Genomic DNA, 14,984 nt, shown 5'->3' with positions numbered 1-14,984 from the left:
GCGCAACTTCTGTTTCAATCCGCTCTTCATGTCTCCGTATCGCTCTCTTTTCCGTCGCGCGCTTGGCGTGACCGTAACCATTGGCTGCAGTGTGGCCTTCGCGGCTTCCCCCGACCTGCCGGCGACACTGCCACGCCCGCTTACCCTCGAGTCCGCGCTCACGTTCGCTGCCGCCCGCAATCCGGCGCTGCTGCGCGTCAGCGAGCAGATTCGCGAACAGGAAGGCGTCGTGGTCACGGCCACGGCGAACCGGCTGCCGACGCTCGGCACGTCGGCCCAATACACGCGGCAGGAGGACTCCCTGCTCACTTCGCCGCTGTATGAGGACAACAACTGGACCGTGGCCGTGACGGCGCGCCAGGTGATTTACGCCGGCGGCGGCGTGCGCGCCCAGGTGCGGGCGCAGCGCGAACAGCTCGAAGCAGCGCGGCTGGCTTTCACCGCCGCGGTGAACGACACGCTGCTTGCCGTGCGCCGCCAGTTCTACGACGTGCTGCTCGCCCGCGAACTGATCGGCGTGCAGGAGGAGGCGTTGCGCGTGCTCGAGAACGAGCTCGCCAATGCGAAGCACCGCCGGACCGCGGGCACCGGTTCCGATTTCGACGTGTTGCGTGCAGAGGTCGCGGTCGCGAACGCGCGGCCGGCGCTGATCCGCGCCCGCAATACCTATCGGACGGCGCAGGATCAGTTGCGCGCGACGCTCGGGGCGTCCGGCGCGGACGGCGAGGCGACGGATTTGGGCGTCGAGGGCACGCTGGTGGTGCCGGCTCGCTCGGTCGCGCTGGCGGACGCCTTGGCCGCCGCGCGCGCGCAGCGGCCCGAGCTGTTGCGCCAGGAGCGCGTGGTGAAGGCGGCGGAGCAGGGGATCACCGCCGCCCGCAGCGGCTACCTGCCCACCGTGTCGGCCTCGGCCGGCTATCAGTGGACGAAGTCGCCGCTGATCACCGCGACCGAGAGCCATCTCGAGGGCTGGCAGGGCGGGCTGCAGGCGACGTGGTCAATCTTTGACGGTCGGGCCACGGCCGGCCGGGTCACTCAGGCGCGTTCCCGCGTGAACCAGGCGCGGATCGGCGTCGAGGAGCTGCAGCTTTCGGTCGACGTTGAGGTCCGCCGAGCCCATTCCGCGCTGGAGGAGGCGAGTGAGCTGCTTCGGTCATCCGAGAAAGTCGTGGAGCAGGCCCGTGAAAGCCTGCGCCTTTCCCAGGCGCGTTTCCAGGCTGGCACTGCCACGCAGCTGGATGTCCTGACCGCGCAGTCGCAACTGACCCAGGCGCGTTCGAACCTGGCCGGGGCGCAGCACGACTACGCCGTGGCGTTGGCCACCCTGAGTCGCGCCATGGGCGCCACGGCGGCCGCGTCGGGCGCTTGAGCGTTCGTCAATTGCGGTAAGTATCGCTGCCGTCCGGGCGCCGCTCCATCGCCCGGACAAAACGCCGATGGAGGAACCCAGCATGCATCGTTTCCTGCTCCGCTTCCTGCCCCTGCTTCTGCTCATCGCCGCGATGGTGCGGGCGGGTGAGGTGCGATTGACCTACAGCGTCGTGCCACCTGCCACGGCGGTTGGCCCTGGAGGTGTGCTCCAGGTGCAGGTTGCCGCCCTGAATGGCACCACGGAGGAGGCGCTGCCCGCGTGGCCGGGAGCGGTGGCAGGTGCGCTCATCATCGACGGACGACGTGAGCCGGTGGTGGTGCGCTGGGGCGCCGGGCCGACGCCGGTGGCCGTGCTCGCGGGAGGTTTTCAACTACGCACCCTGGAGGTTGCGCTCCCGCCGCGGTGGTCCGGATCGGCCATCCTGGAAATTGAGGCCGGAGCGGCGGGAATCCTCCGTGCCGGCATCGTCGTCACCGCGCCGTCGTCGCCCGCTTCATCTCCCGCCGAGGTGTCCCAGCGCCCGACCACGAGCCTCGTCCGGGTCAAGCCCGCCGCCGCGCGATTGCGGCGGGTGTTCGCCGACCGGCTCGCGCCCCACGAACCGATCTACTTCATCTACGGGCCGGACGACCCGACCGCGAAGTTCCAGTTCAGCTTCAAGTACAAGCTGCTCGATTTCCGCGACGTCGGGGAGCAGCGGATGGCGCGGACCCTGCATTTTGGTTTCACGCAGCGTTCGCTGTGGGACATCGCCGGCGTCTCGAGTCCCTTCTACGACACGAGCTACATGCCGGAACTCATCTACGAGTCGCTCGCGCCCGCGCCGGAGCAGAGGGATACCTGGGTGACCTGGCTGGGATTCCAGGTGGCGCTGAAACACGAGTCGAACGGCCGGGATGGCCCGATGTCGCGGAGCTTGAACACGGTCTATGGACGTTCGGCCGTGGCCTTTGGCGACCTCGATTCGTGGCACCTGCTCGTGGCTCCGGAGGTGTTCGCGTATGTCTCCTCGCTCGAGGACAACCCAGACCTGAAGGATTACCGCGGGTATGGTCGGCTGACGCTCTTGCTGGGGAAGAACGACGGACCCTCGGTCTCGGTCACGACGTGGGCCGGCAAGAAGCTCAACCACGGCAGCGTACAGGTCGACCTGACCCTGCCGATTCGGACGCAGCTCCTGAATTTCGAGACGTATTTTCTGATCCAGTACTTCAACGGCTACGGGGAGAGCCTGCGTTCCTATCGGGAACATTCGGAGACCGTGCGGGCCGGCTTCTCGCTCGTGCGGTGAGGACGGCGACGGGGTGGTGACCGGACGGAACGTTCGGATCGCGGGACGAAGCCGCCGGGGGGCGGGACGGGCTTCCTCAGGTCGTCAGGACCGGCGTCGATCATCTAGACGCGCCCCCGGCTTCGGCTGGTGGCGCTGCAGTCGGCAACACAAACGATGAAATGATCACGTCAGTCAGTAGTTCGTCCACCACCGCGCTCACGAGCGACGACCGCTCCGCCATGCTCCAGAAGCTCTTCGCCCGCATCGACCAGGATGGCGATGGGGCCATCACGGCGGAGGAGTTTACGGCGGCCATGGAAAAACGGCGCGGGCCGGAGGCTGAAAAGACGGCCGAAACCACCAGCGATGCCGCGTCCGCGTTTTCCGCCGCGGATGAAGACGGCGACGGGCTGGTCAGTGAGAGCGAGTTTCGCACGGCCATGGAAGCCATGCGGGGCCAGGGCAATCCTCCGCCGCCCCCGCCGCCCGCCGAGGAAGAGGGGAAGGGATTCGTGAACGACCTGTTTGCCGAACTCGACTCGGATGGCGACGGCGCCGTGAGCCTGGAATCGATCGTTGCCGCGCTGAGCGGCGGAGACGAAACGGCGACTGCAGCGGTATCCGGCAGCGAAGAAGCGACGGCCACGACGAGTGGGGCCGCAACGGAAACGGACACCGCGTTGCAGACCGCCCTGGCCACATTCGACACCGACGGCGATGGCAAGCTGTCCGCGCAGGAGTTTGGGCTGCTGATGCAGCGCCTGCTGTCGGCGCGAGAGTCGGAATCGACCGCATCCGCCTATACTGCCATGGGCGCTTCAACCGCCACCGGCGGCGTGGCGGGGGTGGCGCTGGATACGGAAGCCTGACGGCGTCCGACGACCCTCATCCGCGCTCCAAGAGCGCCTGCAGTTCGCGGGTGCCGCGGGTGAGGGGCAACTGGGTGCCATCGCGCAGCACCACGGACACGGCGCCGGAAGCCGGCGTCGTGACCGAGCGTATCCGGTCGATGTTGACGACGGTGGAACGGCTGATGCGGACAAACTGCGCGGCATCGAGCCGCGCCTCGACCGCGCAGAGGGACTCCCGGAGCACATGAGTGTCGTGGCCGGCGTGGAGGACGACGTAGTTGCCGGCGGCCCCGAGCCAGTCGACGTGCGCGGCGGGGACAATGTCGAGTTGCTGTTCGTTGCGGACGACGAAGCGGTGCAGGGGCGCGGCGCGGGGCGCGGTGGCGGCAGGCACTGCGCGGCAAGCCAGATGCCGGCGGACGCGGGCGAGCATCTGGCGCAGGCGTTCAGGACGGCACGGCTTCAGCAGGAAGCCGGCGACGTCGTGCTCAAACGCCCGCGCGGCAAGTTCGGCGTGAGGTGAGACCACCACGATCGCGGGCGCGGGGGTGAGACCGTCAAACGGGGAAAGGGAGAAGTCGCCGGTGGGACTCCGGCGGGGGCCGAGGAATACGAGTTGCGGACTCAGTTCGGCCAGCAAGGAACCCGGGGCGAAGGACGCATCGGTTTCCGCGACCACGTCGACTCCGGGATCGTCGGAGAGGAGCGTGCGTAAGTGGGTGCGGGCGGCCGCGTCGTCGTCGATGATCAGAGCGCGGAGATTCACAGCACGTAGACGAAGGTGGATCGCATGCGACCCTGAGGAAGAACGCGGGTGGTGACGAAAGCGGAGGAGGCAGGCGGCATCGCAGTCGATTGCCTAGCGCGCGGGCGGTGGCCTGGCAGCGCGTTTGCTGTGACGGCGGCGTGGGACGGGGTGAACGACGGGTGGGGTGAGATGAAGGCATGTCGGCCCGGGGTGGGGCGTGGCGGACGGCTGCGTCCGGGCGCAAAAAAGCCCCGCGCCGGGAGGCGCGGGGCGGGGAGAAATGACCGGATTACTTCTTGGCGGCCTGGGCCTCGACGATCGCGGCCTGGGCGGCGGAGAGCCGCGCGACCGGGACGCGGAACGGCGAGCAGGAGACGTAGGTGAGCCCCACCTTGTGGCAGAACTTCACCGACTCCGGATCACCACCGTGCTCACCGCAGATGCCGAGCTTGATCTCGGGCCGGGTCTGGCGGCCCTTGGCGGCGGCGATCTGGATCAGCTGGCCAACCCCGGACTGGTCGATCGTGGCGAAGGGGTTCTTCTTCACGATTTCGGCCTCCTGGTAGCGCGGCAGGAAGGAGCCCGAGTCGTCGCGGCTCATGCCGAGCGTCGTCTGGGTCAGGTCGTTCGTGCCGAAGCTGAAGAACTGCGCGGTCTGCGCAATCTCGTCAGCGGTGAGGGCGCCACGCGGGACCTCGATCATGGTGCCGACAAGATAGGTGAGTTTCACCTTCTTCTCGGTCTGGACCTCCTGGGCCACGCGGTTGACGAGATCAATCTGGAGGTCGAGCTCCTTCTTGAACCCGACGAGCGGGATCATGATCTCGGGCTTCACCTTGATGCCCTCCTTCTGCACGAGCGCGGCCGCCTCGAAGACGGCGCGGGCCTGCATCTCGGAGATCTCGGGATAGCCGATGCCGAGGCGGCAGCCGCGGAAGCCGAGCATCGGGTTGAACTCGTGGAGCTGATGGACGCGCGCCGCGATCTTCTCGGCGGGGATGCCCATCTTCTTGGCGAGGTCAGCCTGCTGGTCCGCGGTGTGCGGCAGGAACTCGTGCAGCGGCGGATCGAGGAAGCGGATGGTGGCGGGGAGCCCCTTGAGCTCGCGGAAGATGCCCGCGAAGTCATCGCGCTGGTAGGGGAGGAGCTTGGCGAGGGCCGCTTTGCGGTCGGCCAGGGTCTCCGCGAGGATCATCTCGCGCATGGCGTCGATGCGATCGCCCTCGAAGAACATGTGCTCGGTGCGGCAGAGGCCGATGCCGGTGGCGCCGAAGGCGACGGCATTGCGGGCCTGCGCCGGGGAGTCGGCATTGGTGCGGACCTGGAGGCGGGTGGCCTTGGCGCACCAGTTCATGAGGAGCTGGAAGCTCTTGAACTTCTCGGTCTCGCGCGCGGCGGGATCGTTGTCGATGAGGCCGCCGATGATTTCGGACGGAGCGGCCTTGAGCTGGCCGGCGTAGACCTTGCCGGCGGTGCCGTCGATCGACAGCCAATCACCTTCCTTGAAGGTCTGGCCGGCGACACGCACGATCCGGGCGGTGTAGTCCACTTCGATGGCGGCGGCGCCGCAGACGCAGACCTTGCCCATCTGGCGGGCGACGAGGGCGGCGTGCGAGGAGACGCCACCACGGGCGGTGAGGATGCCCTCGGCGGCGATCATGCCGCGGAGATCCTCAGGAGAAGTCTCGAGGCGGACCAGGAGGACCTTCTCGCCCTTGTCGGCGGCCTCGACGGCGCGCTCGGCATTCAGGTAGATCTTGCCGGACGCAGCGCCCGGGCCGGCGGGAAGACCGGTTGCGATGACGGCGGCCTTCTTGACCTCGCCCGCGTCGAACACCGGAGCGAGCAGCTGGTCAAGCTGGTCGGCGGGGTTGCGCAGCACGGCGGTCTGCCAGTCGATGAGCTTCTCCTTTACCATATCGACGGAGAACTTCAGCGCGGCCATGGCGGTGCGCTTACCGTTACGCGTCTGGAGCATGTAGACCTTGTTCTCCTGGATGGTGAACTCGAAGTCCTGCACGTCCTTGAAGTGCTTCTCGAGGGTACCGCGGATGCGCTCGAGCTCGCGATAGGCGTCGGGCAGATGGTTCTGCAGCTGTGCGACGGGCTCGGGCGTGCGGACGCCAGCGACGACGTCCTCACCCTGGGCATTGATGAGAAATTCACCGTAGAATTCCTTCACGCCGTTGGCCGGGTTGCGGGTGAAGGCGACACCGGAACCGGAGTTTTCGCCGGTGTTGCCGTATACCATGGCCTGAACGTTCACGGCGGTGCCCCATTCGGTCGGGATGCCGTACTTGCGGCGATAGACGATCGCGCGGTCGTTCATCCACGAGCCGAAGACCGCACCGGCGGCGCCTTCCAGCTGGTCCCACGGGGAGGCGGGGAAGTCCTTGCCGGCGCGCTCGAGCACCAGCTTCTTGAAACGGACGACCAGTTCCTTGAGGTCGTCGACGGTAAGCTTGGTGTCCTCGATCTCGTGGTTGCCGTAGCGCTCGTCCTTGAGTTCGCCGATCACGGTCTCGAACGGCTCATGGTCCTCGCCGGCGCGCTTCTGCACGCCGAGCACCACGTCGCCGTACATCTGGACGAAGCGGCGGTAGCAGTCCCACGCGAAACGCGGGTTATTGGTCTTCTTGCCGAGCGCCTCGACGGTCTGGTCGTTCAGGCCGAGATTGAGGATGGTGTCCATCATGCCCGGCATCGAGTCGCGGGCGCCGGAGCGGACGGACACAAGCAGCGGATTCTCGAGATCGCCGAACTTCATCCCGGTCTGCTTCTCGATCGAGGCGATACCCGCCTCCATCTGGCCGCGGAGCGCCTGCGGATAAGTGCGCTTGTTGGCGTAGTAGTAGGTGCAGACCTCGGTGGTGATGGTGAAGCCGGGGGGCACCGGGAGACCGATGCGGCACATCTCGGCGAGGTTCGCGCCCTTGCCGCCGAGCAGCGGCTTCATCGAGCCATTGCCATCTGTCTTCTTGCCGAAGAGGTAGACGTATTTCTGCGCCTTGCTGGCGGTGGACTTGACGGTCTTCTTGCCGGACGAAGCAGCGGGCTTCGCCTTGGCGGCAGGTTTGACCGTGCGGATCGATTTCTTCGCTTTGGATTTAGCGGCCATGTTGGGAGGTAGAGATATTACGGGAGTGAGATAAACGCGTTACGGGGCTCAACGCCAAAGGATGGAGGGCATACCGCGAGCCTTTCGCTGTCAACGGAACACCCCTGCGTGGTCAGCCGGCGCGCAGTAATTGCCAAAAAATGACACGGATTTGCGCTCGAAATCCGGCCTTGAGTGCGTTTGAGGCGCGCGCCCGTCCCGGCCGGACCGGCCCGCCGGCGACTCATTTTTCGCGGCTCGCGGCGCGCTGCTCGCGCTGGAAACGGAGCACCACGCGAAACATCTGCAGGGCCACCCAGAACAATGCCGCCATCAGCGCGGAGGTCAGGCCGCCCCAAAGCAGCACCATCGACGGGTTCGTCGAGGGCACATGCGAGGCGAGCACGGAGTACATGTAGAAGAAGAAGCCGATCACCAGCACGGCATCGACGACCCGGCTGGCGCGGTTGGTGGGTGTGGGGGTGGGCTGAGACATGGGAGGAAAAAGGAGAAGCACAAGGTACGGCTTGTCCACGGGAAACTCGATTTTTGGCGGGGCGCGGTTCCGCGGGGCGGGGGCGCTGACGCTATGCTTTGGCTCTAGTTGAGCGGGATTGTGCCGATGAAGGGCGGTAGTAATCCCATTCTTTTGCCGGCAGTTGGCACTCTGGTACCCCTGCCGTCTCCGCGATCCTTCCCTCGGCAAACCTGCGCAATGGCCAACATCCTCCTCCTCGATGATAGCGAAGTGGCGGGCCGAGCCATGCGTGGGATACTGGGCAAGGCGGGCCACCGATGCGCCGTTGCCACCAACCCCGATGATGCCTGGCGGATCCTGCGCGAGGGGGTTCTGGTCGACTTGGTATTCGTCGAGTTGCTGGTGGTGGGCAATCTCGGCATGGGCTTCATCCTGCGGCTCCGCGACGATCCTTATTTCAAGAACCTGCCCGTGGTCGTCTATACCGCGGAAACCGATACCAAGCAGGTGCGCAAAGCGTTGGACGCCAAGGTTCAAAACTACCTGATCAAGCCCTATCGCGAGCAGGTGATCTTTGCCGAAGTGGCCAAGGCGGCGGTCAATCCCTGGCGCAGCCTCCTTTTCGAGGAGCCGCGTTCGTTTTGCGCCCAACTCGGCTTTGGCCTGGATACGCTGACGAAGATGCGCCGGCAGGTCATGTTGGCGTACGACGAGGCGGTAAATATCTACCCGGGGTGGGCACGCTCCCGGGACAACGCGGAGGTGTATTCCCGCCTCGACACCTTGGCGAACGACGCCGAGTCGGCCGGCATTTGGGCCGGCGTCGACTACGTGCGCAGCCTGCGGGAACAGGCGGAACTCGGAAATTGGGACGCCTTCAAGGAATGCGCGCCCATGCTTGATTTCGCCAGCCGGCTTATCTTCTGCCAGATCAACCCCGATTATATTCCCGACGTGCTCAAGCCCGCCGAGGAGATCGAGGAAACACGCCAGGCGGCGGAACGGCCCAGATGGATGAACGTTGATGTCGACGTCAGCGGCCCCGTCCTTACCGCCGGCCTCATCGAGAAGGAAGTTGCCGGGCTGAATGGCTGTCCGGTGATCGATACCGCGGCGGCCACGTTCGCCATGGCCGCGGACGGTCGGGTGACGAGCATGACGCGGTGCATGGAGCTCGGGCACGACGATCCGGGAATCTGCGCCCAACTGTTGATTGCCGCCAACCGACTCGATCGTGACGACGGCGCGACGATCGACGACGCGAAGGCGGCGGTGACGCTGCTGGGCGAGATCCGGCTGAACGCGTTGGCGAAGTCCACGCTCATGATCAACGAGAAGTACCTCCGGGTTCCGCCGCTCAGCTGGCCGGATTACTGGATGTTCCTCGTCGGCGTCGCCCGGGTCTCGCAGTACATCTGTCAGTACCTGGAGTTTGATTACCTTCGCTCGGTCGCGTACACCGCGGGCCTGCTGCACGACATCGGCAAGCTGCTCCTGCTGCGGCTTCATCCCTGGGGGTTTGCGGCGACGGTCCGCTATGCGCAGCAGCGCAAGGTGCCCCTCCGGGATGCGGAGCGAAAGTACCTTGGCTGCACAACGCGCGACCTCGCCGTCCAGTTCGCGACGAACCAGAAGCTGCCGCCCACTCTCGTTGAGGTGATCCGTTCCGTGGAGACCCCGCTGGCCGCGACGCAGTACGCTGAACTCGTGGCGATCGTGGCCCTGGCGCGACATATCTGCCTGCACAACCGGATGGGGCACTGCGGCGACACGCCGGGCGACTCCTGTCCCCCAATCGTGTCTACGGAGGCCTGGCAGGTGCTGGAGCAGCGCCTTTTCCCGAGTTTCGACCTGCGAAAATTCGAAGCCCAAGCGCACGCGTGCTGTCGCGAGATGCGCATGGAACTGCTCGGGCAGCAGCAGCGGCATGGCGTCCGCCCGCGTCCCGAGGCGGCCGGCGAACTGGCGGGAGCATCGTAACCCGACCGGTCGGCGCGATTCTGCGTCATATTCCCGCGAGACTAAAATCGGCGCAGCACTTCGCAAAATGCGCGAAGACGTTGCGAAAAGGAGCCGGTTATCGTGCCCGCGCACATGACCCCCCCGGCTAATCCCCCCGGATTGTCTGCCCTTGGCGACGTCCCCTGCCTGTCCGGCACTGCGCTGCTGACGAATCCCCTGCTCAACAAAGGCACCGCCTTCACCGAGCGTGAACGGGACGCCCTCGGTCTCCGCGGCCTGCTGCCGCCGCGGGTGTTCACCCTCGAGGAACAGGTGGAACGCTCGCTCAACGCGGTCCGACGCAAACCCGACCCGCTCGAGAAGTACATTTACCTGGTCAATCTTCAGAACCGGAATGAGACGCTCTTCTACCGGCTGGTGATGGACCATATCGAGGAGTTCGTGCCCATCATCTATACGCCGACCGTGGGCCAGGCCTGCCTCGAGTACGGCGCGATCTTCCGGCGCCCGCGCGGCCTGTTCATCAGCCTGCGCGAACGCGGCCGCATTGCGGAGATCCTGCGCCATTGGTCGACGCCGAACGTGCGCCTGATCGTCGTGACCGACGGTGAGCGTATCCTCGGCCTCGGGGATCTTGGCGCCACCGGCATGGGCATCCCCGTCGGCAAGCTTTCCCTCTACACCGCCTGCGCCGGCGTGCATCCGGGCTATTGCCTGCCGGTCACGATCGACGTTGGCACCGACAACCCGGCGCTGCACACCGGCACGGCCTATATCGGCCTGCGGGAAAAGCGGCTGCGCGGTCCCGAGTACGACGCGTTCATCGAGGAGTTCATCGCCGCCGTGAAGACGGTGTTCCCGCGGGCGCTTCTCCAGTGGGAGGATTTTGGCAATACCAACGCGTTCCGGCTCCTCCGCCGGTACCAGAGCCAGCTGCCGAGCTTCAACGACGATATCCAAGGCACCGCCGCCACCGCGCTCGCCGGCTTGCTCGCAGCCCTGCGGCTCACCCGCGGCAAGCTCCAGGACCAGCGCGTGCTGTTCCTCGGCGCCGGCGAGGCCGGCACCGGCATCGCCGACCTGTTCGTCGCCGCCGCCCGCTCCGAAGGCTTGAGCGAGAGCGAGGCGCGTCGCCGCTGCTGGTTCGTCGATTCCAAGGGCCTCGTCATGAAGAACCGCGGCGACCGGCTCGCGGAGCACAAGGAACCGTATGCGCACGACCACCCGTTCATTCCGACGCTGACTGAGGCCGTGAAGGCGCTCAAACCGACGGCGCTGATCGGCGTGTCCGGCACGCCCGCAACCTTCACCCGCGAGGTGATCGAGATGATGGCCTCGTTCAACGAGCGGCCGGTCATCTTTGCGCTTTCGAATCCGACCTCCAAGGCCGAGTGCACTGCGGAGGCGGCCTACACGTGGTCCGAGGGCCGCGCGATTTTCGCGAGCGGTAGCCCGTTCCCTCCCGTCGAGTTCAAGGGCCGGCGTCATGTGCCGGGCCAGGGCAACAACATCTATATCTTCCCGGGCGTGGGCCTGGGGGCGCTCGCCTGCGAGGCGCGCGAGGTCACCGATGCCATGTTCCTGGCTGCGGCGCGCACGCTCGCGTCAATGGTGGAGGAACAGGATCTGGCGATCGGCCGCGTGTACCCGGCGCTCACCCGCATTCGCGACGTCTCCGCCCGAATTGCCGCAGCCGTGGCGCGCATGGCGCACGATGAGGGCCTCGCCACGTTGCCGCGTCCGGCGGACATCGAAGCTGATATCCGCAGCCGGATGTTCGATCCCGTGTACCGCGAGTACGTCTGATCCAGCGCTCCGCTGGATCCGGCAATGCTTGCGCCCGCGCCTTGACGGCGCGGGCGTTTTTCTTCCGGCCGAGCCGCCGACAATCAGTCCCGGTCCTTCTGCTTCGAGTCGTTCCGCTGCGGATCGGCGCGTGGCGGTTCGGTGCGATTCTGAACCGGCGCCGGCGGCGGCGTGTGATCCATCCGCGGGGCCGGGGCGGGCTCGGCGCGTTGGGGCGGCGGTGAAGACGGCGTCGGCTGCGGGCGATCCACGCGTGGCGCTGGCGCCGGGCGTTCATAACGCGGGCCGGGGTTGCCGTGATTCGTGGGCACCGCGTTGCGCATGGGGCGAGGCGGGGAGGTTGGCGCCGGTGCCGTCGTCTGCGGCGGAGGCGTGGTTGGACGGGGAGCCGGGTTCATTGCCGGATTGGGCTGGCGGTCGGGACGACGATTCTCGCGGGGAGACTGGCGGGAGACGTCAGGATTCCGGTTCGGCCCGGCGGCACCGGTGTTGACCGGAGGGGTGATGTGGGCCGGACCGGTGGTCGGCTCCGCCCGGGGGTGTGAGGGGGCGCGCCGATCGGGCTGGCTGCCGGGCCCGGGGCGGGGCGCGGGGCGATCGCGATCCGGGCGGTGCGGCGTCGGCCGGACCACGTCATGCGGACGACTGGGCGTGATCTGGGGTGGGCGGCGATCGGGCCGCGGGCGCCAGGGCTTGATGTCCGGGGGCGGCGGACCGTAGGGCGGCCTCACGTGGTGATTCCAGTCGCGATGATAGTCGCGCCAGTGCCGTTCGCGGTAGTCGTGGTGAACCGACCAGAGGCAGTGGTCCTGCCAGTCGAGTCCGTAGGAGAGCCACCAGCCGGCGGCGAAGCCCAGGCTGAATCCGTAGTAGGATTCAGAATACGAGCGGACGTACACCGCGTTCGGGTTGTAGTAGGGAATGTAGATGACCTCGGGCTCGACCGGCAGGATGAGGATCAGCGTCCCGCGATAGACCACCTGCTGCTGCGGGGTCGAGATGAGCGAGCCGGTCGCGATCGCGGTCCGCCGCAGGCGTTGCACGGCGTCCATCACGTCCCCGGGCTGGTTGGCGAACGCGTCGCCCAGTTGCTTCGTCCAGGCGAGATTGTCATCCATCCACCGCAGGACCTCCGGATAACGTGCGAGCGCCTGCACGCTGTCGTCCCACGGCTGCGCTTCCGCCTGGTTGGGATCGCCGCCGGCGGCCAGATAGCGCGCGGCGAGGACGACATCGGAGAGATTCGTGCTGGCGGGCAGGATGAGGGCGATGAGGGGATCCGGATAGAGGGCGATGGGGCCGAGCAGCACGTCGAGCTGTTCGGCGGTGAAGAGTGCGGCCGGGGCGACGGCCGACGTTGTGGTGGTGGCCACAACCGGGGTCGCGGAGGTGCGCGCGGGGGCGACGGCGCACCCCGGGAGCAAGGCAAGCAGGGCGAGGCAGGTAAGCGTTTTCATGAAAGCAGGACCCTGGGGTTGGGACTTCGAATGGGCGGCAGAGTGCCGACGATTTGACGCCACGCCCAGAGGAATTATTCGCCGCGGGCCGCGGCCAGCCCGCTTTTTCGCATCGCGCGCCACTGCGGCCGGGCTTTCACTCGGCGGCATTTCCGCCATATGCCGCCATCCATTGCATTCATCGGGACCGGAGTCATGGGGCGCAGCATGGCCGGGCACCTGCTCAAGGCCGGCCATACGCTGCACGTGTACAACCGCACCAAGGCCAAGGCGGAGTCGCTGCTGGCGGCCGGCGCCCACTGGCATGACTCCGCGGGGGACGCTGCGGCGCAGGCCGACGTGGTGATCACGATGGTCGGCTACCCGGCAGACGTGGAGCAGACCTACCTGGGCGCAGATGGCGTGATCGCCCGGGCCAGGGCCGGGGCGCTCCTGATCGACATGACCACATCGAGCCCGGTGCTCGCGCGACGGATCGCCGAGGCCGCGGCGCAGCGAGGCCTGGGGGCGCTCGATGCGCCGGTTTCCGGCGGGGATGTCGGCGCCAGGGAAGCCCGTCTCGTGATCATGGCGGGCGGGGCCGAGAGCGATTTCGCCCGGGCGCGGCCGATCTTTGAGCTGATGGGGAAGAGCATTGCGCGGCATGGCGGTCCCGGCGCGGGCCAACACTGCAAGATGGCGAACCAGATCGCCGTGGCCGTGGGCATGGTGGCGTGGTGCGAGGCGCTCGCGTATGCACGCCGGGCCGGACTCGATCCCGCCGGCGTGCAGGCGGCCATCGCGGGCGGCGCCGCCGGCAGCTGGGCCATGACGAACCTCGCCCCGCGGGCGTTGGCGGGGAATTTCGGCCCCGGCTTCTACGTGAAGCATATTCTCAAGGACCTGGGAATCGCCCTCGATTCGGCGGCCGCGATGAAGCTCGACCTCCCGGGGCTCGCGCTGGCCCGTCGACTCTACGACCAGGTTGCCAGCCAAGGCTGGACCGAGGAAGGGACGCAGGTGCTGTACCGGCTGTACGTGTCGCTTTGACGGCGCGCCGTTTCCTTTGGGCCACTGTTCCGTCCAGCCAATCCGTCCTTAACACCCGGGCCGCATCCGCCCAGCCTCCTGCCGCGTCCTTCCCGCGTCCCCATGAAACTTCCCTCCGACTTTCGCCAGCGCGTGCTCGCGCGTGAGTGGCTCTGCGGCACCTTCCTTAACCTGGGCTCGCCAGTCACGACCGAGATCGCCGGACTGGCCGGGTTCGACTGGGTGCTGATCGACCACGAGCATGGCCCGGGGGGTGAGGACACGCTCCTGCATCAGTTGCACGCCATCGGCTCGACGCCGGCGTTCCCGGTGGTGCGCGTGGCCGCCAACGAGGCCCCGCGATTCAAGCGCGTGCTCGACCAGGGCGCGTTTGGCGTGATGGTGCCCTACGTGAACTCGGCCGCGGAGGCGCAGGCGGCGGTCAACGCGATGCGCTATCCGCCCCGGGGCATCCGCGGGGTCGCGAAGTTCAATCGCGGCGCCGCCTACGGGAACGATTTCGACGAGTACTTTGCCCACGCCCACGAGCGCATCCTGGCGGTGATCCAGATCGAGACGCCGGCCGCGGTGGCGGCGGTGGATGACATCGCCGCCGTCGACGGCGCGGACGTCGTTTTCGTGGGGCCGACCGATCTCTCCTACAACATGGGCATCCCGAACCAGCTGCAGAGCGATGCGTTCAAGGATGCGATGCGGCGCGTGTGCGCGGCGGCCCGGCGGCACGGCAAGGCGGCCGGCATCCTCGTGCACAGTCCCGAACTGGTGCCGATGTGCCGGGAACTTGGATACACCTTCGTCGCGCTGGGCAGCGATGGCGGCGGCGTGCGCGCCGCGCTTCTGTCCTACGCGGCGGCCCTGCGCCAGGGCGCCCCGGGACCGGCGGGCCGCTGACGGTCTGAGCGGGTTGCGGC

Annotated in this window: 11 protein-coding genes; 7 read left to right on the top strand and 4 right to left on the bottom strand. The window is 67.2% G+C overall.

Annotation, left to right across the window (positions count from 1 at the left end; genetic code table 11):
• Nucleotides 1–67: 67 nt before the first annotated feature.
• The 3 genes from DB354_RS07215 (at nucleotide 68) to DB354_RS07205 (ending at nucleotide 3,514) form a co-directional block, all read left to right on the top strand.
• Nucleotides 68–1,369, top strand: a complete 1,302-nt coding sequence (locus tag DB354_RS07215; RefSeq protein ID WP_158277411.1) for a TolC family protein — start codon at nucleotides 68–70, stop codon at nucleotides 1,367–1,369.
• Nucleotides 1,370–1,451: 82 nt separating this feature from the next.
• Complete coding sequence (locus tag DB354_RS07210; RefSeq protein ID WP_158277410.1) at nucleotides 1,452–2,663, top strand: phospholipase A; 1,212 nt, start codon at nucleotides 1,452–1,454, stop codon at nucleotides 2,661–2,663.
• Between the two features lie 221 nt (nucleotides 2,664–2,884).
• Nucleotides 2,885–3,514, top strand: a complete 630-nt coding sequence (locus tag DB354_RS07205) for an EF-hand domain-containing protein (RefSeq protein ID WP_158277409.1) — start codon at nucleotides 2,885–2,887, stop codon at nucleotides 3,512–3,514.
• A gap of 16 nt (nucleotides 3,515–3,530) precedes the next feature.
• Here the strand turns inward: DB354_RS07205 and DB354_RS07200 are convergent, their stop codons facing one another.
• The 3 genes from DB354_RS07200 to DB354_RS07190 form a co-directional block, all read right to left on the bottom strand.
• On the bottom strand, nucleotides 3,531–4,262 hold the full coding sequence (locus tag DB354_RS07200; RefSeq protein WP_107834776.1) for a LytTR family DNA-binding domain-containing protein: 732 nt from the start codon (nucleotides 4,260–4,262) through the stop codon (nucleotides 3,531–3,533).
• A gap of 271 nt (nucleotides 4,263–4,533) precedes the next feature.
• Nucleotides 4,534–7,362: a pyruvate, phosphate dikinase gene (ppdK, locus tag DB354_RS07195; protein WP_107834775.1), complete on the bottom strand. Its 2,829-nt coding sequence runs from the start codon at nucleotides 7,360–7,362 to the stop codon at nucleotides 4,534–4,536.
• A 223-nt stretch (nucleotides 7,363–7,585) separates the two neighbouring features.
• A complete protein-coding gene (locus tag DB354_RS07190; RefSeq protein WP_107834774.1) occupies nucleotides 7,586–7,837 on the bottom strand; it encodes a hypothetical protein in 252 nt (83 codons plus the stop codon).
• A 219-nt stretch (nucleotides 7,838–8,056) separates the two neighbouring features.
• Here DB354_RS07190 and DB354_RS07185 point away from each other — a divergent pair, with 219 nt between their 5' ends.
• Both DB354_RS07185 and DB354_RS07180 read left to right on the top strand, forming a co-directional pair.
• A complete protein-coding gene (locus DB354_RS07185; RefSeq protein ID WP_158277408.1) occupies nucleotides 8,057–9,799 on the top strand; it encodes an HDOD domain-containing protein in 1,743 nt (580 codons plus the stop codon).
• Between the two features lie 114 nt (nucleotides 9,800–9,913).
• Nucleotides 9,914–11,587 carry an NAD-dependent malic enzyme gene (locus DB354_RS07180; RefSeq protein WP_107834772.1) on the top strand — a complete coding sequence of 558 codons (1,674 nt, stop codon included), beginning with the start codon at nucleotides 9,914–9,916 and terminating at the stop codon, nucleotides 11,585–11,587.
• 83 nt (nucleotides 11,588–11,670) lie between these two features.
• Here DB354_RS07180 and DB354_RS07175 read toward each other — a convergent pair whose 3' ends face one another.
• Nucleotides 11,671–13,044, bottom strand: coding sequence for a DUF3300 domain-containing protein (locus tag DB354_RS07175; protein ID WP_158277407.1), 1,374 nt, complete (start codon nucleotides 13,042–13,044; stop codon nucleotides 11,671–11,673).
• A gap of 159 nt (nucleotides 13,045–13,203) precedes the next feature.
• On the opposite strand from DB354_RS07175, the gene DB354_RS07170 reads away from it, so the two are divergent.
• Together DB354_RS07170 and DB354_RS07165 are read left to right on the top strand one after the other, a co-directional pair.
• Nucleotides 13,204–14,073, top strand: a complete 870-nt coding sequence (locus DB354_RS07170) for an NAD(P)-dependent oxidoreductase (RefSeq protein WP_107834771.1) — start codon at nucleotides 13,204–13,206, stop codon at nucleotides 14,071–14,073.
• A 102-nt stretch (nucleotides 14,074–14,175) separates the two neighbouring features.
• Nucleotides 14,176–14,964, top strand: coding sequence for an aldolase/citrate lyase family protein (locus tag DB354_RS07165; protein WP_107834770.1), 789 nt, complete (start codon nucleotides 14,176–14,178; stop codon nucleotides 14,962–14,964).
• Nucleotides 14,965–14,984: the final 20 nt, after the last annotated feature.

The sequence above is a fragment of the Opitutus sp. ER46 genome, from assembly GCF_003054705.1.
Lineage (GTDB): Bacteria > Verrucomicrobiota > Verrucomicrobiia > Opitutales > Opitutaceae > ER46.
The sequence above is the reverse complement of the archived record's forward strand: the minus strand, read 5'-3'. Positions and strand labels throughout refer to the sequence as shown.